The organism is Winogradskyella sediminis, assembly GCF_003387355.1.
GTDB lineage: Bacteria > Bacteroidota > Bacteroidia > Flavobacteriales > Flavobacteriaceae > Winogradskyella > Winogradskyella sediminis.
On record NZ_QUNH01000001.1, the window covers coordinates 37765 to 60851 of the forward strand.

The 23087-nt window shown below is 34.8% G+C and carries 27 protein-coding genes and 1 pseudogene; 5 read left to right on the forward strand and 23 right to left on the reverse strand.

The features are described from left to right. Positions 1–42: 42 nt before the first annotated feature. Positions 43–1317 (reverse strand): dihydrolipoamide acetyltransferase family protein, encoded by a 1275-nt coding sequence (locus tag C8N41_RS00150; protein ID WP_249033204.1) that lies wholly within the window; start codon positions 1315–1317, stop codon positions 43–45. A 200-nt stretch (positions 1318–1517) separates the two neighbouring features. Here C8N41_RS00150 and C8N41_RS00155 point away from each other — a divergent pair, with 200 nt between their 5' ends. Beyond that, positions 1518–1994, forward strand: coding sequence for an Lrp/AsnC family transcriptional regulator (locus C8N41_RS00155; RefSeq protein ID WP_115837631.1), 477 nt, complete (start codon positions 1518–1520; stop codon positions 1992–1994). Positions 1995–2064: 70 nt separating this feature from the next. On the opposite strand, the gene C8N41_RS00160 is transcribed toward C8N41_RS00155, so the two are convergent. After that, a complete protein-coding gene (locus tag C8N41_RS00160; protein WP_115837633.1) occupies positions 2065–2661 on the reverse strand; it encodes an acyltransferase in 597 nt (198 codons plus the stop codon). A 106-nt stretch (positions 2662–2767) separates the two neighbouring features. On the opposite strand from C8N41_RS00160, the gene C8N41_RS00165 reads away from it, so the two are divergent. Further along, positions 2768–3058 carry a hypothetical protein gene (locus C8N41_RS00165; RefSeq protein ID WP_115837635.1) on the forward strand — a complete coding sequence of 97 codons (291 nt, stop codon included), beginning with the start codon at positions 2768–2770 and terminating at the stop codon, positions 3056–3058. Positions 3059–3066: 8 nt separating this feature from the next. Here C8N41_RS00165 and C8N41_RS00170 read toward each other — a convergent pair whose 3' ends face one another. The 18 genes and pseudogenes from C8N41_RS00170 to C8N41_RS00250 all read right to left on the reverse strand — a co-directional run bounded on the left by C8N41_RS00170 (position 3067) and on the right by C8N41_RS00250 (position 18587). Beyond that, positions 3067–3819 (reverse strand): enoyl-CoA hydratase/isomerase family protein, encoded by a 753-nt coding sequence (locus C8N41_RS00170; protein ID WP_115837637.1) that lies wholly within the window; start codon positions 3817–3819, stop codon positions 3067–3069. Between the two features lie 44 nt (positions 3820–3863). Further along, positions 3864–4175: a GIY-YIG nuclease family protein gene (locus tag C8N41_RS00175; RefSeq protein ID WP_115837639.1), complete on the reverse strand. Its 312-nt coding sequence runs from the start codon at positions 4173–4175 to the stop codon at positions 3864–3866. Between the two features lie 76 nt (positions 4176–4251). After that, on the reverse strand, positions 4252–6789 hold the full coding sequence (gene paaZ, locus C8N41_RS00180) for a phenylacetic acid degradation bifunctional protein PaaZ (protein ID WP_115837641.1): 2538 nt from the start codon (positions 6787–6789) through the stop codon (positions 4252–4254). A gap of 239 nt (positions 6790–7028) precedes the next feature. Further along, positions 7029–8237 carry a 3-oxoadipyl-CoA thiolase gene (pcaF, locus tag C8N41_RS00185; RefSeq protein ID WP_115837643.1) on the reverse strand — a complete coding sequence of 403 codons (1209 nt, stop codon included), beginning with the start codon at positions 8235–8237 and terminating at the stop codon, positions 7029–7031. Between the two features lie 129 nt (positions 8238–8366). Further along, a complete protein-coding gene (gene ypfJ / locus C8N41_RS00190) occupies positions 8367–9227 on the reverse strand; it encodes a KPN_02809 family neutral zinc metallopeptidase (protein WP_092446679.1) in 861 nt (286 codons plus the stop codon). Between the two features lie 22 nt (positions 9228–9249). Further along, the gene (locus C8N41_RS00195) at positions 9250–9660 is read right to left on the reverse strand and encodes a hotdog fold thioesterase (RefSeq protein ID WP_115837646.1); all 411 of its coding nucleotides are present in this window, start codon (positions 9658–9660) and stop codon (positions 9250–9252) included. A 13-nt stretch (positions 9661–9673) separates the two neighbouring features. After that, on the reverse strand, positions 9674–10057 hold the full coding sequence (locus C8N41_RS00200; RefSeq protein ID WP_013870242.1) for a four helix bundle protein: 384 nt from the start codon (positions 10055–10057) through the stop codon (positions 9674–9676). Positions 10058–10094: 37 nt separating this feature from the next. Beyond that, positions 10095–11267 (reverse strand): 3-hydroxyacyl-CoA dehydrogenase NAD-binding domain-containing protein, encoded by a 1173-nt coding sequence (locus C8N41_RS00205; protein ID WP_115837648.1) that lies wholly within the window; start codon positions 11265–11267, stop codon positions 10095–10097. 103 nt (positions 11268–11370) lie between these two features. Beyond that, positions 11371–12258 carry a threonine ammonia-lyase gene (locus tag C8N41_RS00210; protein ID WP_394364690.1) on the reverse strand — a complete coding sequence of 296 codons (888 nt, stop codon included), beginning with the start codon at positions 12256–12258 and terminating at the stop codon, positions 11371–11373. A gap of 141 nt (positions 12259–12399) precedes the next feature. Beyond that, positions 12400–12720: pseudogene (locus tag C8N41_RS16845) on the reverse strand (endonuclease domain-containing protein); the annotation flags it as partial. 78 nt (positions 12721–12798) lie between these two features. Next, positions 12799–13578, reverse strand: a complete 780-nt coding sequence (locus C8N41_RS00215) for an enoyl-CoA hydratase-related protein (RefSeq protein ID WP_115837652.1) — start codon at positions 13576–13578, stop codon at positions 12799–12801. A 154-nt stretch (positions 13579–13732) separates the two neighbouring features. Then, positions 13733–14233 (reverse strand): 1,2-phenylacetyl-CoA epoxidase subunit PaaD, encoded by a 501-nt coding sequence (paaD, locus tag C8N41_RS00220; RefSeq protein WP_115837654.1) that lies wholly within the window; start codon positions 14231–14233, stop codon positions 13733–13735. Positions 14234–14349: 116 nt separating this feature from the next. Continuing rightward, the gene (gene paaC / locus C8N41_RS00225) at positions 14350–15105 is read right to left on the reverse strand and encodes a 1,2-phenylacetyl-CoA epoxidase subunit PaaC (RefSeq protein WP_115837656.1); all 756 of its coding nucleotides are present in this window, start codon (positions 15103–15105) and stop codon (positions 14350–14352) included. A 60-nt stretch (positions 15106–15165) separates the two neighbouring features. Continuing rightward, positions 15166–15453, reverse strand: coding sequence for a 1,2-phenylacetyl-CoA epoxidase subunit PaaB (gene paaB, locus C8N41_RS00230; protein ID WP_013870237.1), 288 nt, complete (start codon positions 15451–15453; stop codon positions 15166–15168). A 43-nt stretch (positions 15454–15496) separates the two neighbouring features. Beyond that, positions 15497–15811: a GIY-YIG nuclease family protein gene (locus tag C8N41_RS00235; protein WP_115837658.1), complete on the reverse strand. Its 315-nt coding sequence runs from the start codon at positions 15809–15811 to the stop codon at positions 15497–15499. 9 nt (positions 15812–15820) lie between these two features. After that, positions 15821–16780 (reverse strand): 1,2-phenylacetyl-CoA epoxidase subunit PaaA, encoded by a 960-nt coding sequence (gene paaA, locus C8N41_RS00240; RefSeq protein ID WP_115837659.1) that lies wholly within the window; start codon positions 16778–16780, stop codon positions 15821–15823. A 95-nt stretch (positions 16781–16875) separates the two neighbouring features. Beyond that, positions 16876–17949 (reverse strand): 2Fe-2S iron-sulfur cluster-binding protein, encoded by a 1074-nt coding sequence (locus tag C8N41_RS00245; protein ID WP_115837662.1) that lies wholly within the window; start codon positions 17947–17949, stop codon positions 16876–16878. 68 nt (positions 17950–18017) lie between these two features. After that, on the reverse strand, positions 18018–18587 hold the full coding sequence (locus C8N41_RS00250) for a TetR/AcrR family transcriptional regulator (protein ID WP_211318174.1): 570 nt from the start codon (positions 18585–18587) through the stop codon (positions 18018–18020). Between the two features lie 48 nt (positions 18588–18635). Between C8N41_RS00250 and C8N41_RS00255 the strand changes: the two genes are divergently transcribed. After that, on the forward strand, positions 18636–18941 hold the full coding sequence (locus C8N41_RS00255; protein ID WP_092446671.1) for a rhodanese-like domain-containing protein: 306 nt from the start codon (positions 18636–18638) through the stop codon (positions 18939–18941). Here C8N41_RS00255 and C8N41_RS00260 read toward each other — a convergent pair. Continuing rightward, positions 18936–19550: a DUF4230 domain-containing protein gene (locus C8N41_RS00260; protein WP_115837664.1), complete on the reverse strand. Its 615-nt coding sequence runs from the start codon at positions 19548–19550 to the stop codon at positions 18936–18938. The two genes, C8N41_RS00255 and C8N41_RS00260, sit on opposite strands and share 6 nt — an antisense overlap. A gap of 229 nt (positions 19551–19779) precedes the next feature. Between C8N41_RS00260 and C8N41_RS00265 the strand changes: the two genes are divergently transcribed. Both C8N41_RS00265 and C8N41_RS00270 read left to right on the forward strand, forming a co-directional pair. Then, positions 19780–20550 (forward strand): hypothetical protein, encoded by a 771-nt coding sequence (locus C8N41_RS00265; protein ID WP_115837666.1) that lies wholly within the window; start codon positions 19780–19782, stop codon positions 20548–20550. 267 nt (positions 20551–20817) lie between these two features. Further along, positions 20818–21699 (forward strand): hypothetical protein, encoded by an 882-nt coding sequence (locus C8N41_RS00270; protein ID WP_147298915.1) that lies wholly within the window; start codon positions 20818–20820, stop codon positions 21697–21699. A 10-nt stretch (positions 21700–21709) separates the two neighbouring features. Here the strand turns inward: C8N41_RS00270 and gldC are convergent, their stop codons facing one another. Both gldC and gldB read right to left on the reverse strand, forming a co-directional pair. Then, positions 21710–22048: a gliding motility protein GldC gene (gene gldC, locus C8N41_RS00275; RefSeq protein ID WP_092446667.1), complete on the reverse strand. Its 339-nt coding sequence runs from the start codon at positions 22046–22048 to the stop codon at positions 21710–21712. Further along, the gene (gldB, locus tag C8N41_RS00280; RefSeq protein WP_115838744.1) at positions 22048–23016 is read right to left on the reverse strand and encodes a gliding motility lipoprotein GldB; all 969 of its coding nucleotides are present in this window, start codon (positions 23014–23016) and stop codon (positions 22048–22050) included. Before gldB ends, gldC begins: the two co-directional genes overlap by 1 nt. Between the last annotated feature and the right edge of the window lie 71 nt (positions 23017–23087).

The window sequence follows — 23087 nt, forward strand, 5'->3', positions numbered from 1 at the left end:
ATATACTCTCTCTTTTACTAAGAGATTGCTACGTCGCAGGAATTAAATGTCTCTATTGATATCAAATTGCTCGAAATAATCGGCTACACGTCTTACGAAGCTTCCACCAAGGAAACCATCTACAACACGATGATCGAATGATAATGATAGATACATCATGCTACGTATTGCGATTTCGTCTCCGTTTTCGGTTTCGATAACTTCTGGTCGTTTCTTAATAATTCCTAAGGCAAGAATTGCTACTTCTGGTTGATTTATTATTGGTGTTCCCATGACGCTACCAAAAGTTCCAACATTTGATATTGTGAACGTACTGCCTTTTATATCGTCTCCTGCCAATTTATTTTCTCTTGCTTTTCCTGCCAGTTCATTAACATTGCTAGCAATGGTTTTTAAATCTTTCGTGTCTGCATTTTTTACTACAGGAACTATTAAGTTTCCGCTTGGTAATGCGGTTGCCATACCAATATTGATGTCTTCTTTTACTATAATGTTATTACCATCTACCGAAGCGTTAATGTTTGGAAAATCTTTTACTGCTTTTGCTACCGCTTCTACAAACAATGGTGTAAAGGTTAAACGCTCACCATACTTTTCTTGAAACGCCACTTTATTAGCATTTCGCCAATTAACCATATTGGTTAAATCTGCCTCAACATAAGCTGTAACATGCGGTGACGTGTGTTTTGAATACACCATATGATCTGCAATCATTTGGCGCATGCGATCCATTTCAATCACTTTACCTTTGCCTTTATCGAACTGCAATTGCGGAATACGATAAGCCGTAGGATCTTTTTCGGCTACTGGTTGTGCAAATTTGTATGGCCTGCCTTCTTCTATATATTGAAACACATCACTTTTACGCAATCTGCCTTCATGACCTGTTGCCGGTATTCTGGCTAATTCTTCAAAACTAATATGATGTTCTTTTGCAATTTCGAGTACTAATGGTGAAAAGAATGTATTTGAATTTGATGTTGAAAATGAAGTTGAAGCTGATGCTTGCTGAACTGGTTTTGGTCTTTTTGGTGTCTTTTGTTTCTTTTTAGACGTCTCGACAGCGCTCGACGAGACCTTTGTTTTATTAGAAGTTTTTACCTCTTCTGAAACCTCTAAGACAGCAATTACCTCTCCAACAGGAACAACATCTTTTGCTTGAAACAAGGTTTTAACCAATATTCCAGATGCTGGCGCAGGTACTTCGTTATCTACTTTATCCGTAGCTACTTCAAGAATAATATCTCCTTCATCAAAACTATCTCCTTCAGAAATTAACCAATTGATGATGGTTCCTTCAGTAATTGATTCGCCCATTTTAGGCATTTTTAATTCAAAAGTCATTAGTCTATAAAAATTATTGATTTAAGAATTAAAGATAATATATAACGCAATCAACAATTGTTAAAATCTCTTATTATCACATTAAAAAGCAAAAAATTCTTTAAATACAACATATCTCAAAAAATACAACTTTAAAACCTTAAATTTACGGCGTTAACCAAATAACTTTTCTCATGGCACATACACTCAATAAAATAGACATCCAACTTTTAACTATTCTTCAAAAAAACAGTAACCGTACAACAAAGAGTATTGCTGAAGAGCTTGGGATGACAACCTCACCAATTTTTGAACGCATTAAAAAGTTGGAAAAAGAAGGCTATATTGAGAACTATGTTGCTGTATTAAATAACAAAAAAATCGGCCTAAAACTAACTGTTTTTATCGGTATTACATTACAAGGGCATACCCGAAGTTATCTCGAAAAATTTGTAAAAGAAATCAATAGTTTTCCTGAAGTTATAGAATGTCACAGGGTAAGTGGAAACTTTGATTATTTATTGAAATTAGTTGTTGAAGATATTGAGGCGTATGAAACCTTTATCATTTCAAAATTAACCTTACTACCCTATTTAGGCAATGTTCAGAGTTTAATTGCAATGTCTACCAGCAAGGAAACAAACGCTATCGATTTGAGTCGTGTTTTGTAAGTGATAAATAGATTAAATACTTCTCGATACAATTCCGATAAAAAATCGGAATCACTCAAAATGACCACTTTTACTTTTTGAAAGTCTCTCGAAGTGTTTTATAAACATCTTCTTGAACTTTCATGTTTTCTGGCACTTCACGAAGTGGCTCAACCTCCTTTAAAGTTTCATGACAATCTGCTGGTAATTGCTGATATAATTGTGTGCCTTTTGTTTTCCAAGCAATCATTTCATCTGTAACACCTCTAATCACTTTTGCAGGATTTCCAACTACTAAACTACGGTACGGAATTTTAGTTTCTGCTTTTACAAACGACATGGCGCCAATGATGCATTCGTCACCAATCTCGGCATCATCCATAATAACAGTATTCATACCTATTAAGCAATTACGACCCAAATTGGCTCCATGTATTATTGCGCCATGACCCACATGAGCACTTTCTTTTAATGTGATGGATTTACCTGGAAACATATGCACTGTACAGTTTTCTTGCACGTTTACACCATCTTCTAAAATAATTTGTCCCCAATCTCCACGAATAGCTGCTCCGGGACCAATGTAACAGTTTTTACCAATGATAACGTTTCCTGTAACTGCAGCTAAAGGATGTACAAAACTTAACTCGTGAACAACTGGAATAAACCCATCAAAACTATAAATCATAAGAGTAATATTACTTTTAATAAATGTTAAAAATCTATAAATATGACAATAAAATGCAAGGTTTTGTATATTTAAATACACTATACCCTAACAAATACTTAAATATATGAATCATCCTACATCATCCTTCAACATAGAGAAAGAAGATATACCTCAAATTAAATTTTCTCAAAATGAGACACTATTAAGCTTTAAAAAGAGAAAATTAAGAGCTTATTATTTAGAACGCGGCACACAATTAGGGAATTTATTAAAAACTAAAGTAAAAATTTATTTTATGGATAGTTCTAATAAATTGCTCAGCGTAAACACTACAATATGGGCCGTTACTTCTAACTTTGTAGTTTTAAAACAAGGTATTACGATTCCTAAACACAGTATTCTTTATATTGAATAATTAATGCTTTATTTGAATCCTTTAAGTTTCTCTTTTGTAAAGTCTGAAAGCACAAGTTTACCACTTGTTGCTGCGCGCTCTGCTAAAAGCACATCCCAATCATCTGTGCCTTGCCAGAATACTTTTTTCATTTCGAGCATGGCTTCTGTATTGTATGTGCATAAGTGTTCTGCTGTATTTTTTACAGCTTCATCTAACGCTTCAGTTGTATCAAAAACGTGTGTGTATAAGCCTTTTTGTTTTGCGAATTCTGGCGTATAAAATGTATTGGCGTCGATAGCGATTTGCGACATCGCACTTAAGCCCATTTTACGTTCTATTGCGGGACCTACAACAAATGGTCCAATACCGATATTTAATTCACTTAATTTAATAGCAGCAAATTTTGTTGCCATACAATAATCGGTTGCTGCTGCAAGTCCTACTCCACCGCCAACGGTTTTTCCTTGTATGCGTCCAATAATGAATTTTGGACATTTACGCATCGCATTGATTACGTTTGCAAATCCTGAAAAGAAAATTTTTCCTGTTGCTTCGTCGTTAATATTTATTAATTCATTAAAACTTGCTCCAGCACAAAAGGTTCTGTCTCCTCCACTTTTAAGTACAACAACTTTTATTGCATCGTTTGTTCCTGCATCGGTTATCGTTTGTGCTAATTCAGCCAGAATGTTACCTGGCAAGGAATTGTGAGCAGGATGGAAAAACTCTATGTATCCTACTTCGTTTTTAATTTCTAGTTTTACGTATGGTGTGTTCATATTCTTAGTATGTCAATGCGCACTTGTTGCGCATTCGTATTATTTTAGTTCTTATTATACTTGGAAAGATCCCAATCTAAACTCAAATCCATCCAATCTGGATTCATTTGCGTTATTAGATTCTTCTTCCATGCTTTTTTCCATTTCTTAATAGTCTTCTCTCTTCTAATAGCAACCCTAATATCTGAGTGCTCTTCAAAATAAACTAATTTTTTAATATTATAATGTCCAACGTGCGTTCCAAAAGTTGCTGCTTTATGTTCATGCATTCTTCGTTCCATATTATTTGTTACACCAACATAAAAGATGTGATTTCTTTCGTGTGTTAAAATGTATGTATAATATTTTTTTGACATTTAGTTCTTATATAGGCGACTGCATTAAAGTTTTCCGTTAATATTAATGCGACTGCGCAACAGGTGCGCAGTGACTTTACAAGAGACCAAATTGCTCAAAGTGATGATTCAAATGTTTTCTTTCTAATAAATACGCTTCATATTTATTTAATTCACCAAAGACTAAATTCTTCAATTTAACATCTGGATTCTCTTTATAAAATTCTAAATATTTTTCGCGTTGCTCTTTAAATTTTTCAATTGCTGTTTCTAAATCAGCATGTTTTAAATCATCTAATGTGTCTTTTTCTAACTGCGGAAACTGGCTGTTCTTTGGAAATTTATCGTAGTTATATAAACTATGACGCACTTTCTCTAAAATCTTTTCTGGTGTATTGACATCAAAATCTTGAATTTCACCTGAAGCAATTTTATAAGTATATTCTAAATGCTCAATCATGTGTTGTGGCGTCATAATTCCCCATTTTGGTTTAGCATCTGCTTTTAAATTAGAAAGACATTCGTCAATTTTTTCCGAAGTCATCTCCACAAAGGTTTCTTGCTTTTTTTCAACCATAGTTAAAATAGTTGCTACAGCTACTAACGGACTGTCTTTTTCTGTTTTCTGACTTTCAGGACGGTTTTCAAAATTAGCATCAAAAACCTCAACATGCCACTTTACGATTCCGCTTGGATGTTCTGCAGAAGCAACATCTCTATCTACTTTTTCTTTACATGTTAAACGCACATAAATAGTATCGTTATGATATAATGGTCTTAAAAAACGAATACTATCTAAACCGTAATTGGCTGCAACTGGCCCTTTATTTGGATACACAAATAATCCTGCTGCTGCTGAAATAATGAAATAACCATGCGCTGTTCTCTTTTCGAAAATACTTCCATCTAACGAAGTAATATCAGTATGTGCATAAAAATGATCCCAAGTTAAATTGGCAAAATTTTGAATATCATTATCTGTTAAAGTTCGCTTATGTGTTTTTAGAGACATACCAGGTTGAATATCTTCCCAATGGTATTGAAACGGATGCTGTTCTGCTTCCTTATATTTTGCATTTTGCTGGTAAATTCCAGTGATTTCGGTAATAGTGGTTGGCGAACCTTGAATAGCTGTACGTTGTAAATAATGTTTAATACCTCGCATACCTCCCATTTCTTCGCCTCCACCAGCACGTCCTGGACCTCCATGAACCAAATATGGTAATGGCGAACCATGACCTGTACTTTGCTTTGCACTTTCTCTATTTAAAACTAAAATTCTACCATGATGAGATGCTGCATTTATCACATAATCTTTAGCAATTTTATCGTCATTAGTGGCAATAGAAGACACTAACGAACCTTTACCCATTTGTGCCAAAGTAATGGCTTCGTCTAGGTTTTTATATGGCATAAGGGTACTTACTGGTCCGAAAGCTTCACGCTCGTGAATGACAGTATTTTGAAATGGGTTATCTGCTCGTAATAAAATTGGACTAATAAATGCGCCTTTTTTGGCATCTGCTCCAATGGTATTAATTTCGTTTAAATTACCGTATACAATTTGCGCTTCTTTTGACAAATCGTTTACCGAATCTCGAACTGCTTGTACTTGTTGATGACTAACTAAAGAACCCATTCTAACTTCTTTTAATCTTGGGTCTCCAATAGTTACTTTATCTAGTTGTTTTGCTAATGCAGTTTGCACATCGTCTACTAATTTCTCAGGAACGATGACGCGTCTAATTGCTGTACATTTTTGCCCAGCTTTAACCGTCATTTCCTTTCTAACTTCTTTAATAAACAAGTCGAATTCTGGTGTTCCAGGAACCGCATCTTCTCCTAAAATAGAAGCATTTAAAGAATCGGCTTCCATAGTAAAAGGCACAGATTCTTGTATTAATCTTGGATGCGCTTTTAGTAATCGTCCGGTTTGTGCAGAACCTGTAAAGGTAACCACATCTTGAGATTCTACAGTGTCTAGAATATTTTTAACCGTTCCGTTTATGATTTGTAATGCGCCTTCTGGCAATATTCCAGAATCAATAATAGTTCGTGCCACAGCTTCTGCTAGATACGATGACGAAGGTGCAGGCAACACGACTGCTGGCACACCTGCCATCCAGTTTACCGCACATTTTTCTAACATGCCCCAAACCGGAAAGTTAAAAGCATTAATATGCACTGCAACTCCTTTTTTAGGCACCATAATATGATGCGCCATAAAGCGTCCTCCACGGGATAAATCGATTGCATCACCTTCGACGTGATACGGTTGATTTGGAAATAATTTTCTAAGTGAAGCGTTAGCAAATAAGTTTCCGAAACCACCTTCAATATCTATCCAACTATCTACTTTGGTTGCTCCTGTTCTATAACTTAAATCGTAAAAAGCATCTTTTCTTTTGGTAAGATATAATGCTAATTTTTTAAGCATGTTTCCACGCTCTTGAAAGGTCATTTTACGAAGTACTTCTCCACCTTTTGTTCGTCCGTAGTTTAAAATTTCGGGAACGTCTAATCCTTCTATGGCAACGCTAGTAAATGCTTCACCAGTTACTGCATCTAGAATTGGTGTTCCTTCTTCTTTTCCTGTTGTCCATTGTCCTTGAACGTAATGTTCTACTTTTTTCATTTATTTTTTTATTTATGTTCATTTTGTCTTGAAACAAAACGAACCAAAAATTCAAGTTGAAATGAGGAATTTTCAAAACTTGTAGTACAGTTTTGAAACCTCAAAATGAAATCTAAATTTTTTCCAAGGCTTCAAAAATTCTTAACGATTTCATTTTTTTATTCTGCATTTCAACGGTGACTACCTGCTGACTTTCTCCTAATCTCTAACTGCGTAGTTGTCTAGTCTCTATTTTCTTGTTATACTTTTTCTATTACGCAAGCATACCCTTGTCCAACACCAATACACATAGTTACCAGTGCATATTTTTTATTTTGTTCGTGCAACTCTAAAGCTGCCGAATACGCAACTCTAGCTCCAGTAACTCCTAATGGATGGCCAATTGCTATTGCACCTCCGTTTGGGTTAATTCTTGGGTCGTTATCTTCTAATCCCCAAGCGCGAATGCAGGCCAAAGCTTGTGCTGCAAAGGCTTCGTTAAGCTCGATGATATCCATATCGTCCATGGTTAAACCTGCTTTTTCTAATGCTTTATTAGACGCCTGCACAGGACCAATACCCATGATTCTTGGCTCGACACCAACCACAGCAGAACTTACAATTCTAGCTAATGGTTTAAGATTGTATTTTTTTACTGCATCTTCACTTGCTATGATGGTTGCTGCTGCGCCATCGTTTAATCCTGAAGAATTTCCTGCGGTTACGCTTCCGCCTTCTTTTTTAAAGGCTGCTCTTAGTTTTCCTAAAACTTCAAGAGATGTTGATGGTTTTACAAATTCATCTTTTGAAAATTGAATTGGATCTTTTTTACGTTGCGGAATTTCGACAGTAACAATTTCTTTTGCTAGTCGTCCGTTTTCTTGCGCTTTGGTTGCCTTTTGCTGACTCCAAAGTGCGAATTTATCTTGGTCTTCACGAGAGATATTATATTTTTCGACTAAGTTTTCTGCCGTCATTCCCATGCCGTCTGTTCCGTACATTTCGTGCATTTTCGGGTTTACAAATCGCCATCCGAAAGTAGAATCGTATAGTTTTGAATCGCCTCCAAAAGCGCTTGATGGTTTTGCCATAACGTATGGTCCGCGTGTCATGTTTTCTACTCCACCAGAAATAAAAACATCTCCATCGCCTGTTTTTATGGCACGATTAGCGTGAATAATTGCTGATAGACCAGAACTACAAAGTCGGTTAACAGTTTCGCCAGGAACGGTATATGGCAATCCTGCTAAAAGCGAAGCCATACGTGCTACATTACGATTGTCTTCTCCTGCTTGGTTGGCACAACCCATAATAACGTCGTCGTATGCTTCTTTTGGGATGTTTGGATTACGTTTTACAACTTCTTCTATTACTAAAGCTCCTAAATCGTCTGTACGAACAGCAGATAAAGTGCCTTTGTAGTTTCCTATTGGTGTTCTAATTCCGTCTATAATGTATGCTTCTTTCATTTTTGAAATTGATATTGAAATTGAATTTTCTATTTCAAATTAATATTTTACTCTTATTGTGGATTCCTGCCTGCGCAGGAATGACAAATTGTTATAAACAATAAATTGTCTTTTTTTAGCAGGAATTGGTTAATCTAAAAGTGCAGAAAACGTATCTCCATTTCTAATATCTCCTGTATTATAGCCTTTCATGAACCACTCCATACGTTGCTCAGATGTGCCATGGGTGAAACTATCGGAATTGACGCTTCCACTCATTCGTTTTTGAATAGCATCATCTCCAACAGCATTGGCAGCACTTAATGCTTCTTCTATATCTCCCGCTTGTAAATATTCTTTATTATGATGCGCCCAAACACCAGCATAAAAATCGGCTTGTAATTCTTGTGCTACTGAGAGTTTATTGGCTCCTGTTTGGTTAGTTTGACTTTGTAATTGTCTTACTTTGTTAGAAGTCCCAAGAATGGTTTGGATATGATGTCCGACTTCATGCGCGGTAACATAAGCGATTGCAAAATCGCCTCCTTGCGCTCCGAATCTTGTTTTTAACTCATCGAAAAACGCCAAATCCATATATAATTTTTGGTCTCCTGGACAATAAAAAGGACCGGAAGCTGAAGTGGCACTTCCGCATGCTGTATTTACTGCATCTGTAAATAACACCATTTTTGGTTCTTTATAGTTTCCTAAGTTATTTTCTATAAAAATAGTGTTCCATACATCTTCGGTATCTGCTAAAACGGTTGCCATAAATTCGCCCATTTCAACTTCTTCGCTCGTTAACTCTCGTTCTTGCACCTGTTGTGTGGTCTGACTATTGGCAACCTGTTCTATAATTGGTGCTATTTGTTGGCCTGTTTCACCTCCAAATAATTGCAACAGAATTACAACTACGGCAATAACACCACCTCCAGCAACAACTTTTCCTTTGCTGCTCATACCACGTTGGTCTTCTAGGTTACCACTTTGTCTTCTACCTTTCCATTTCATAATTTAATATTTTAGTTTTTTTTTATTCCCAATCTTTTTGTGTGCGATACACGACGCCTTTAAAAAGGGCTACTAATTCGTCTCCACGTTTAACTTCAACAATATTGAAACCTAATCTGTTTTTAACGCTTTCAATCACCGATTCTGCTACAATATAATCCCCTTCATTTAATGCTTCAATATGATTAATGCTTGTTTCTATGGATACGGCATATTTACCATGTGTATTTGCCGCAAACCCGAAAGCTGTATCTGCTAAGGAATAACTGATTCCACCATGTGCTTTACCCATACTGTTTAGCATTTCCTTTCTTACAGTCATCGCAACTTTACAGCGACCGATTTCGCATTCAAGAATTTCTATTCCTAGCCACGTGCTGTAGGCATCTTGGGATAACATTTTATGTGGAATTTGGTCTCCAGTTAAAGGCATTAGGGATTTGGTATTAGGGATTAGTCTTATTTCGTTCAATAATTTTATTTCTTAATGATGACATCATTTTAGTTAATTCAGAAATTAGTTTTCTATTATTTTCATTCTGTTCAAAACTAACATACTTTCTTCTTTTAGCTTTGGTACTACAGCTTACACATTCATTAGCACTATGAATAGCATGATTAATATGCTTAACAAATTGAGCATCAGAACCAGGATATCCTTCTGCAAGGTTTAAAGCAATAGAATCTGCTGCTCTTCTAAATTGCGAAGACAAAGCATATAATTCGTGATTAGGAAATTGTTTTACTTGTTCATCTACCACTTCACCAAAATCCATAGCTTTTTGATATACTATTAAATCCTCAAATTTAAAATGGTAATTACTTTTCATACTAATGCCTATTTCCTAATCCCTAATTCCTCTCTAATTAAAAAAACGTTTTATTTTCTCTGTTTAGTTTTCGTAATAATGGACTGCAACGGTATCTATCTTCATGATATTCATTGTATAAGTCGTCTAATTTTGACACACACCAATCGATACCTTTTTCATCTGCCCAAGCGAGTAAGCCTTTTGGGTAGTTGACGCCTTTGGTCATGGCGTTGTCTATATCTTCAGCGGATGCGATATTTAAAAATAAGGCATCTGCTGCTTCATTGATAAGCATGACTATCACGCGGTTGAAAATGGTTTCTGAAATAGACGTCTCGACTGCGCTCGACGAGACAGATGTTCGCTCTATTTTTCTTCCATTTGCATCATAATCATAAAATCCTTTTCCTGATTTTCGACCTAAATAACCAGCTTCTGCAAAACGCTTTTGTGTAAATGAAGGTTTATATCTTGGATCAAAATAGAAGGCTGTAAATACTGTTTCGGTTACAGTGTAATTAACATCATTTCCTATAAAATCCATCAATTCGAATGGTCCCATTCGGAAACCTCCTAAAGATTTTAAACTGTGGTCTATAGTTGCAAAATCTGCAATGCCTTCTTCGTAAATTCGTAAAGCCTCTCCGTAAAAAGGTCTTGCTACTCTGTTTACAATAAAACCTGGTGTGTCCTTAGCAACTGCAACCACTTTTTTCCAATCTTTGATGGTTTGAATGGCTTTTTCAAGCACTTCTTTTGAGGTTTGAATAGCTGGAATAACTTCCACCAATTTCATTAAAGGTGCTGGATTGAAAAAATGAATTCCGACACAGCGTTCTGGTTTTTGTAATGATGCAGCAATGGATGCTATAGACAAACTAGATGTGTTTGAAGCTATGATGCAATCTTCAGAAACATAAGTTTCCAATTCTGAAAACACTTTTTGTTTGATTTCTAAATTTTCGATAATTGCTTCGATAGTTAAATTAGAATCTCCTAAATCTTTTAAACTATCTACATATTGAATATTACCTTGAATTCTGTTTTTTTCTTCTGTATTTATTCGTCCTTTTTCAATTAAACGATTTAAAATTTTCTCTAAACTTGCTTTAGCTTTATCTAAAGCCGCTTGATTGGTATCGTATAATTTAACTGTACAACCAGCAGTTGCAGCAACTTGCGCTATGCCGCTTCCCATTGTGCCAGAACCTATAATTCCTATGTTCATATTAATGCCCACGAAAGTGGGTAAGTTTTTTGGTTAAACTTTTATATTTATCTTGTTCAAAAACACCCCTAAAGTCCCCTCAAGGGGACAATACTCAGGCACTTTAAAATGGTAGATTTTTCACATCTACATTTCCGCCAGACAAAATAATGCCAACGCTTTTATTTTTAAATTCTTCTTTACATTTTAAAACAGCAGCAAATGCGACTGCACTCGATGGTTCTATCACAATCTTCATACGTTCCCAAATTAGTTGCATGGCATTTGTAATTTCAGCTTCTTCAACCCGAATAATCTTATCTACATGCTTTTGAATGATCGGAAAATTTCGGTCTCCCAAATGTGTTCTTAAGCCATCTGCCACTGTATGGAAACTATCATTTGTTTCTATTTTACCAGATTTTAAAGAACGATACGCATCATCAGCTTCCATTGGTTCTCCACCAATTACTTTGCAGTTTTTGGAAAAATGATGTGCTGCTAAAGCTGTGCCTGCAATGAGTCCGCCTCCTCCAACTGGTGTTAAAATTACATCTAAATCTGGATATTCCTCAAGCAATTCCATAGCTGCTGTGCTATTACCATAAATGACCTCATCTTGATTTGATGGATGCAAAAACGAGGCTCCTTTTTCTTCCTTTATTTTATTCGCAGTAGCTTCTCTAGCTTGTGGTGTAGATTCACATTCTATGATTTCGCCACCGTAGGTTTTAACCGCGTTTTTTTTCACTTGAGGTGCATTTTCTGGCATTACGATATAGGCTTTCACGCCTAATTTCAATGCTGCTAATGAAACTGCTTGTGCAAAATTTCCTGAGGAATGTGTAACTACGCCTCGTTGTCTTTCCTCATCCGTTAATGATAAAATTGCATTGGAAGCACCACGCATTTTAAAGGCTCCCATTTTTTGAAAATTCTCGCACTTAAACACAATATTTGCATCAACCATTTTATTTATTAAGTTGGAACTTAATACTGGTGTTTTGTGAATAAAGGGTTTTATTCGGTTGTGGGCTTGTATTAATTCCTCTTTTAAAGATTCAACTTTCGCTTCTTTATGAGTATTGTCCCCTTGAGGGGACTTTAGGGGTGTTTTCAATTCGATTATTTTTTTTTCGAGAGACCTGGAAACACTAAACATATTATTCTTAACATCATAATCCGAAAATCTTATAAATTCAACGCCTTTATCCTCAAGCTTGTTCTGTCTTTTAGAATCTTCAAAATATCTAAAATCATGAGAATTTCCATCTATTACAATTGCCAACATGAGTTCATGACAATAAAAATCAACGATATAATCTAACATTGGGACTTGTCTGTGAAATTGCACTCCTAATGCTTTGTTTTTAATGTTTTTCCATAACAATACTTCCGTCAAAGTACTATTCTTTCTTAGTGCTCTAGCGTATTCTTTTAATTTTGGATTGTATGGAATTATTTTGTTTTTCATTCTATATTGTAGCGCTTTTATTCTCTAAAAAAACACCCCTAAAGTCCCCTCAAGGGGACAATACTCACATGAATAATTTTAATTTCCTTTAAAATTTGGTTTACGTTTTTCTATAAATGCAGCAACACCTTCGGCATAATCATTACTACTAGCTGCTTCTATTTGTAATTTAGATTCTAAAGCCAATTGCTGTTCTAAAGTATTGGTTAATGACGCATTGAATGCTTCTTTGATTTTACCTAGAGCTAAGGTTGGCATGTTTGCTAATTTTAAAGCGAGTTTATTAACCTCTTCTTCGAAATTTTCTAATGGAATCATTTTGTAAATCATTCCCATTTTTTCTGCTTCTTCAGCTCCAATCTTATCACCTAACATAGCTAATGCCTGCGCTTTTTGAAAACCGATTAATCTTGGTAAAAAATACGTTCCTGCACTATCTGGAATTAAGCCTATTAAACTAAATGCTTGAATAAAATTCACTTTTTCATGTGCTACAACAATATCACAGGCTAAAGCAATATTGGCTGCTGCTCCAGCTGCAACACCATTTACTGCTGCAATAATTGGCTTTTTTATAGCACGAATTTTTATTATTATTGGATTATAATGCTCGTCTAATATTTTTTTAAAACCAGGATTTAAGTCTGGATCTGTAACTTCCTTTAAATCTTGACCAGCACCAAATGCTTTTCCTGCTCCCGTAATTACAATCGCTCTAACGTCTGCATTTGTTTCGCAAGCATCTAAAATATCTTGAAATAGAAATGCCATTTCTCTATTTATACTATTAAATACTTCTGGTCTGTTTAGCGTGATGTACGCTATTTTATTTTCTATTTTTAAAAGAATTGAACTCATGTTTATGTCATTTTAAAACACCCCTAAAGTCCCCTCAAGGGGACAATTGTTGCATTCGAATTTTTGTTTTCGCGTTAAGGATTAAGGCTTTGTTGAAGCTCCTCGCAGAGAGCGACTGCCGAAAGCCTGACCCTTGGGTAACGCCCAAATTATTTTACTTTAAACATTTAAAATAATCAAATGGTTCTTGGCAATCGTCGCACTGAAATTGCGCTTTGCATGCTGTAGAACCAAACTGACTTACTAATCTTGTATTTGCGGAACCGCAATTGGTACATTTTACCAATCGTTTTCCATTTAGCAACACGTCTTTATCTGCTTCTGCATCTAAAGGTGCTGCAATACCGTAATCTTCTAATGCTTTTCGTCCTCTTGGTGTAATCCAATCGGTTGTCCAAGCTGGTGCAAGGATTAATTCTATTTCGGAATCATATCCTGCGGTTTTTAAAGCTGCTTTTATATCGTCACCAATCACATCCATTGCTGGACAACCACTATAGGTTGGTGTGATTTGAACTTTCACTTTATTATTTTCGATGACAGCAGAACGTACAACTCCCATATCCATAATGGATAATACTGGAATTTCAGGATCAGACACTTTTTCCAGAATTGGAATTAAGCTTTGATTTATGTTTTGTTTTTCTGTTACCATTTTTTGAGACCTCTCGACTGCGCTCGAGGTGACATTTTACTTCATTTTAAAATTTCGTTTCTATTTATGAGATTAGCTTCGCTGAACCTAAAGGTTTATCTGCCTTCTCAGGAATTTTACCATTCCATATTTGGATATGCACGTTGCATGTATTGTAATTCGGCTAATAAGTATCCCATGTATTCGGTATGAATACCTTGTTTCCCTCCTTTTTGAAACCACTTAGATTCTGGAACAGTTAAAGTTGCTTCTTTTAAAACCGCTTCTACTTTCTCGTAATATGCTTCCTTTAGTTTGGTTACATCTACACCAACACCTTCTGAAACCATAGCTTTATCTGCTTCAGTTTGATGAAAAAGCTCATCTGTGTAGGTCCATAAACCATCTATGGCTTCTTGCATTTTTTCTTTACTTTCAGCTGTTCCATCTCCCAATCGTTTTAACCAATCGGTAGAAAAACGTTGATGATAGCTTACTTCTTTTAGCGACTTTGTTGCAATTGCTGAAAGCGTTAAATCCTTACTTTTTTCTAATTGAGTTAAAAAGAGAAAGTGATACACATCGAACAAAAACTGACGTGTGATAGTATATGCAAAATTGGTATTTGGTTGTTCTACCAATAACACGTTTACATATTCTCTTTCTTTACGAAGCATTGCAATATCATCTTCGGTTCTATTATCACCAGCTATTTTTGCAGCGTATTGGTAATAGCTGCGTACTTGACCGAATAAATCTAGTGAAATATTTGTACAGGCAATATCTGTTTCTAAGCTTGGTCCGTGACCTGTAAGCTCTCCTAGTCTTTGTCCAAGAATAAGTGAATTGTCTGCGATACCAAGTATGTATTTGTATAAGTTTTCGTTTTTCATTTTAATTGTTTCATTTGATGAGATCCTGAAACAAGTTCAGGATGACAAATCAAAGATTTATCACATATGCTTTACTTCGTCTGGTAAATCGTAAAATGTTGGATGACGATATACTTTATCTTGAGCAGGTTCAAACATTTCACCATTATTCTCAGGATTGGATGCTGTAATATGCTTAGATTCTACCACCCAAATACTTACACCTTCGCTTCTTCTGGTGTAGACATCTCTTGCGTTTTCTAATGCCATTTCCTCATCTGCTGCGTGTAAACTTCCGCAGTGACGATGTTCTAATCCGTTTTTACTTCTTACGAAGACTTCCCATAAGGGCCAATTTTTTGTTGACATAATTTCTAATGCCTGTGAAAACAGGTATCTTATTAATTATATTTTACTTTCTTAATTTATTATAGTTCAGATTCCAATTAGTACTTATATCTGTCCAATTAGGATTCATTTCCTCTATCAATTCAATTTTCCAATCTCTTTTCCATTTTTTGAATTGTCTTTCTGGTATCTCTGCTTCATTACCTTGTTCGAACTCCTCAAAATAAACTAGTTTATCACAATTATATTTAGCTGTGAATGATTTTGGATACACTTTTAGTTTATGCTCTTTAACTCTTTCCTCAATATTATCGGTTATACCAATATAAATTACACCATTAGGTTTATTTGTCATGATATAGACATACCAATAATTCATTAATATCGATTATGAGACCTCTTTTTCCAAAGAGGTTCGTTGTTTTTTTGAGGCATGAGCCATTGCTGCGTCTCTAACCCATTCACCTTCTTCCCATGCATTTACTCTTGCTTTCATGCGCTCCTTATTCATTGGTCCATGACCTTTTACAACTTGCCAAAACTCGTCCCAATCGATTTCTCCAAAGTCATAACTTTGGCGTTCTTCATTCCATTTTAAATCTGGATCTGGAATGGTTAAACCTATTAATTCTGCTTGTGGAACGGTTTGGTCTATGAACTGCTGACGTAAATCGTCGTTAGACTTACGTTTTAGTTTCCATTTCATGGATTGTGCTGTATGGATTGACTCTGCATCTGTTGGGCCTAACATCATTAAACTTGGCCACCACCAACGATTTAAAGCATCTTGTGCCATTTCTTTTTGTTCTGGTGTACCATTTGCCAATTTTATCATGATTTCATACCCTTGACGTTGGTGGAAACTTTCTTCTTTACACACACGAATCATTGCTCTTGCATATGGTCCATAAGATGTATTACATAATGGCACTTGATTGATAATTGCTGCGCCATCAACTAACCAGCCAATGGCTCCCATATCTGCCCAAGTAATGGTTGGATAGTTAAAAATAGATGAATATTTTGCTTTACCTGTGTGCAACTGCTCGTACATTTCTTCTCTAGAAATACCTAAAGTTTCGGTTGCTGAATATAGATACAATCCATGTCCTGCTTCGTCTTGCACTTTTGCAAGTAATGCTACTTTACGTCTTAAAGAAGGTGCTCTTGTAATCCAGTTACCTTCTGGAAGCATACCTACAATTTCGGAATGTGCGTGTTGCGACATTTGCCTAATATGCGTTTTACGATATTTTTCTGGCATCCAATCTTTTGGTTCGATTTTCTCGTCTCTTGCGATACGTGCTTCGAATTGTGCTTCTAGGTTTTTTATTTGTTCTTCACTCATTGTATTAATTATTAGTGAATAGTTTTTAGTTTTTAGTGGATTCCTGCCTATGCAGGAATGACAAATTAATAGACTCCTTTTTACAAAGGAATTTGTTACACATCAAAATCGACGATTACTTTATCTGTTGTTGGTACTGCTTGACAGCTTAGCACCAGGTTTTGCGCGACTTCTTTATCGTCTAGCGCGTAATTTATTTTCATTTCTACGTTTCCTTCTATGACCTCGCATTTGCAGGTGCTACAAACGCCACCTTTGCAGGCGAATGGCAAATCGGCTCCTGCACCTAAGGCTGCATCGAGAATGTTATCGTACTCTTTGGTCATGGTGAAGGCGAATTCTTTTCCGCCATCGACTATGATTACTTCTGTTCCTTCTACGTTTTGTTGTGCTAGACGCTCGGCTCTTTTAATATCTTCGTCTGAAAGACCTGTTACGAATAGCTCGAAATGCACGAGTTCTTTTGGTAAACCTGCGTTTATTAAATAGTCGCTTACAAAGTGTACCATTTTTTCTGGTCCGCAAAGGAAAACCTCGCTTGTGTCTGGAATATCTATAAACGTTTTGGTTAAAACTTGCATCTTTTCATCGTCAAAACGCCCGTTAAACAACTCGATATCTCTACGTTCTTTGGTTAAGAAATAATAAATTTCGAGTCTACCAAAGTATGTGTTTCGAAGTTGCTCTAAGGCTTCTTTAAAGATAATTGATTTTGCTGTTTTATTAACGTAAAACAATTTACAAGTTGCGTTAGGCTCTGCTGATAAATGTGCTTTTAACATTGAAAGCACTGGCGTGATACCACTTCCTGCTGCAAAAAAGAGATAATTTTTTGAGGCTTCTGGCTGTACCTCGACACCAAATGTTCCACTTGGCACCATAACTTCTAGCTCGTCTCCTGCTTTTAAATTATTATTTATATAACTTGAAAACTTACCTCCGGAAATTTGTTTTACTGCAACTTTCCACTCGTTATCGTTTGGGCCAGAACATAGTGAATATGAACGACGAACATCTTCGCCATTAATATCTGCTTTTAGCGTTAAATGCTGACCTTGACGAAATTTGAATTCGTTTTTTAAATTATCTGGAACAGCGAAAGAAACAACCGAAGTATCGTCTGTCTCCTTATATATATCTTGTATTTTTAGTTTATAGAATTGTGCCATTATTATTTCTTAATCCTTAAACTAACACTTGTTAGTTAGTGTTACAAAGTTAAGAAATAATTTGATACCTAAATGTTAATTCCCTTGATGAGGATTTGGGATAAAGAATTAGACAGTTCATCTAAATTGACATCTTCCTTTTTAGGAATCCAAAGATAGAGAGAACGCAATGTCGTTAAAATTGAAAACAACATAACCTCTGGCTTAATATCTATGATTTCACCTGATGCTATTCCGCTTTTAAGAATATCTCTAAAATCATTTTCATAATCGTCCCTTAACTGTTGATAATATTTTAGATGCTCTTCGAGGTGCATCCAATCATTATTAAGAGACGCCATGCCATATATATTTTGGCTAGAAATTTTAACGTGAAGTTCAATGATTTTTTTTAGTTTATCAATACAGCTATCATTAGAAGATTGAATGAGTTGCATGCCTTCTGTAAATTCTTCGGCAAGAGAAATAATAATGGCCTTTAAAATATCTTGTTTAGAATTTATATGATTATAAAGACTTGCAGCCTTAATCCCCATGGCTTTGGCCAAGTCCCTCATAGTTACAGCGCTATAGCCTTTTTCTTTGAACAACTTAGCTGCTGTGGTTATTATTTCTTCTTTACGAGTTATCCCTTTCAATATTTTATGAAGTGTTTAATAATTTGTAAATTTAAACAAAAAGAAACTATGGGATTTTTAGATTTTATTTTTCGTACAAAAAAGCGTCAAGTTGAAGAATATTTAAAAAATGACGCCATTATATTAGACGTGAGATCTCAGCAGGAATGGGATGGAGGACATATTAAAAATGCAATACATATACCCATCAACGAATTAAACAATAGAGTTGATGAAATAAAAAAGTTTGACAAACCCATAATTACCTGTTGTGCAAGTGGTGCACGTTCTGCTAAGGCGGCAAAGTTTTTAAACCTCAATAATATTGCTGCTACCAATGGAGGTGGATGGATTAACTTAAAAAGTCAACTATAATTGTAATTTTTGTAATTCTTCAGAAGACTTTATTGAATTATCATGGTATTGCAAAGTCCAACCTAAAGTATTTGTAAGAATAAAGAACTTGGAAAGCTCACTAATTAAACGGTTTTCTGCATTCGATTTTAATTCTGAAGCCTCTATCTTTTTCATTAATGATGCTTTTACCGTTGTTTTTATAGCGTTATAATCCTTGGCTTCAAACTGGTTTAGAAAATCAGCTTGCATATCGTAATACTCGAAATCTGGACTAATTTTAATTTCTTCTTTTGGAATACTAAGTATTTGAAGTGTTTTAGCGCCCTCATCAATACGATAGTCTATTTTACTCAAATCGTAACTCACAGTGACATCGGCATTAACAATAACCACAGCTTTCTTTTCAGCCGAAATTAAATCTCCAAAAATACCCTTAGAATTTTTATAGGTAAACACTTCACTAAAATGTCCCTCGGTAACCACGAGTTTGCCGACATTTTTAATTTGCTCCTGAATTAAAGCACTACTTTCTTTAAGTACAATTTTATCTTCTTGTTTGTTATCACAGTATTTAAAAGTGAAGACAATAACCAAAGTTATAATAACTCCAAATAGAATTTTTCTCATAGGCTAATTTAAACAAATTACGACTTAAAAAAACTTAAATTAATTATAATTAAAACTTGTTTTTCTGCTTTACATCGTATGTAAATGTGCATTATCTAAAAAAAACGCCACACATCCTATATAAATACAAATTAAGCAATTAGAGTGTAAATTAGACTTACAATACGCAAATTCTGACACCCAAAATCAGATAATTTGTAAGCCCATTAACCTAAAAAAAGTGATTATTATGATTAAAAACATAAGCATATTACTCGTCCTACTTTTGACTCATTTTAGCTACAGTCAGAATATCACATTACTTCAAAATACACATCCTAAAGCTAAAGAATTAAAACACCATTTAAATGCCACAAAGGATAGCTTGGTATTAGAGTGTAATTCTAAAATTAAAAAAGTAGAAATTTTTAATGAAGATTACGAACAGATTATTACAGTAGATACACCTAAAACTGAAATTTCATTGAGAGACATTCCTATAGGTAATTTTATTGTTGAAGCTAAATTAACCGAAAAAATCATTGTTATGGATTTAGTCAAATACAACGATTTGTACAACATTTCTAACGCTAACAGCTCTCACAATACCGAACAAATAGCTGAAGGAAAAGGCATGATGTTAGATGAAGAACTAAAAGTAATTAAAAGCGCACCAAAAAAGAGCATTGCATTTATCTTAACGCGTGGCAATAGTGGCATGCAGCCAAAAAAACATCAAAAATACTTCTGGACAGAAACGCAAATTAATAATGATAGCGGATCGAGTAAAACTATGAGATTAGTAGATCAGAAATCCGTGGAAACAATGATATACAGACACAAGATTGAAACAAACAGCAATTCTGGTAGATTAAACACACTGACTGTTTGGGAAGTATATAACAAGAGTAAATTTATGGAGCAGCAAGTCTCTAATCCAGATTTTGTGTATTCCGTGGCTACAGATATATTTAATCCGACGCCATATTACTCTACAGGCAACAATCTTCAAAGCCTCTAGTTTTAAAATTAAAGCATCTAGAGTATTCATTTTTAAGAGCACGGCATCTCCAATAAACCTACAACTAAAGCTTGATTTACAACGTTTCATATACCAATATATGTGTTACATCGACCCACTTAGCAAATAAACCCGTAAAACGAACCTCGCATCTATAATATAGCGCAGCCTATTAAAAAGCACGTACCTTTGTACATGGTATTGAGTATGTTATTTCATTTTCTTGCTACCAAAATTGTTTCCCAAAAACAAAAAAACCTACTAATTATGAGATTACTATACTTCGTTGTATTCTTATTTGTATCATCCTTAGTGTATGGTCAGAAGTCGGTATTGCTTCAAAATACAAATACAAGAGCCAAAGAACTTAAACATTATCTGAACAAAACCGAAGATAGTATCGTTTTTCAATGTGATAGTACCATATACGAACTCATGATTTTCAATGATGAAGATTTTGAACGCGTTATAAAAGTTAAGGATACTGTCGCTAAAATTCAAATTTCAGATATTCCAGTGGGTCGCTATGCTGTTGAAGCTGTACTAAAAGATAAGTTAATAATTATCACGCTACTGCGAAACCAATCCTTTGATTTAAAAACGCCTACACTTATCACCTCTAACAACCATAATAATCACACCACACAAATAGATTCTCTATCTAAGTCTATACCTTTTGGATCTGAAAGTAACACTATTGAATCTGATTTAAGACTTTCTGGTAAAAAAGCAAATCAAAAAGAAACGAAGGGAACTACCTCAACAAACAGAAATCTTGAAAACAGAATATCTATTTACAAAAGCAGAGGAGTTAAAACCACTAAAATCAGCCCACCAAGATTGCAATTAACGGATTCTAAGCGATACAAATCTCACTCCAATTACTGGGTTATTTATAAAATAAATAAAGGTTCTAGTTCAGAAAAAATTCTCAGAATAGTAGACCAAAAAACAGTAGACAAAATGATTCGCAAGATTGAGACTGACATGAAAACCTCTACAGGTCGCTTAAATGAACTTACGGCTTGGGAAATCTATGACACCACACACTTTGTACAACATAAGCGTAAAAACAGAAGCAACTATATGAATATAGAATCTAATAGTTTTAACATTGTACCTTATTACAAAATAGAACACGAACGATAATTCGGAATACCTATTGCTTTTTAAGCTCTAATTTTTCAGCAAAATAATCACAAAAATCTTTCATAGTAGCCGTCATTTTTTCATCTTGTGTGGCTCTTAAAAACGTATCACTCATAGTTACTAAAGTTTGATGAAAGAATAATTTCATTTCATCAACAGGCATATCCTTTGTCCACAAATCTATTTTAAGTGTTTCTTGTGCCTTACTATCCCATACAGACAACATAATTGCCTTAGCTTCCTCATTATCAACCCCTCCATCTTGAGCAGACCAATTTAACTTCTCTGGCACTCTATTCTCGTCGAGTTCTACGTTTAGTACTATTTTAGATTTTATAACTTTAGACATTACTTTTTTGGTTTAAATTTTGATTTATTAAATATCACATCAGGTTCCGTTTGCATTATTTCTATAACATTTTCACCTGAATTTTCAGCATACGCTTTTACAATTTGCCAACCGATATATTGACCCAATCGTCCTGGAGATTCATTATCTAACTCTAAATAAAATTTAGAAAATGGAGCATTAGCAATAAATCGATTTGGTAATTTAGAATCGGTACTAAACAGCATTTCTTTTTCTATAAAATAGCTCCAAATCTGACTTTCATTAGCCTCAGCCCATTTGAGCTCACTATCGGAGTAGCCGATTTTTTCAGCATCAGTTTTAAAAGGAATCATAACATCTTTAAAATATAGCAATTTCCCGAAATAAATCATTTCATCTAGCAGTGTTTTTCTAGTCGACTGAAAAGCATATTTCTCAGCATAGTCATTTGCTATATCTACTACAATTTGCTCTTCTTTAAAGTTCTTAGCTAAGTACACAGGTATATTACCATCTACATAAAACTTATGATTTTCTCCTAAATAATTATCTAACGCAATAACCACAACACTATCCGTTACAATCACATTATCTCTATACTGCACATTATTTGTAAACGTCGCTACCCTAGGAATTGAAAAAACTTTATCATAGTATTTTATATGCTGAAATAAAGAAGTTAACTCTACTTTGGTGTTTTTAAAATCTTCAAAAGCGAGTTGTACTTCTTTTAAAATTTCGTGCTGTAAGGTATCTTGCATGCGCTCAATAACAATAGAATCTGACACGTGTTTAGAAAAGAAAAAAGGAAAAGCACCTTTAAGACGAGGCAGATCTTTTGGAGTCGCTTCTAAAAGAGCCTTATCAAAACGCTCAATATTAAAATCTACTTCAATTTTAGCAATCTCTTGTTCAACCTTAGACTCCTCATTACAAGAAAGCATTATAAATCCAAGTATTAAAATAAAGTAAATTCTTATTTGCATTTGGTAAAATATTTTTAATCCTAACTCGATTACATTATTTTTGTTGTGCAAAGGTACACTTCTTTGTTTTA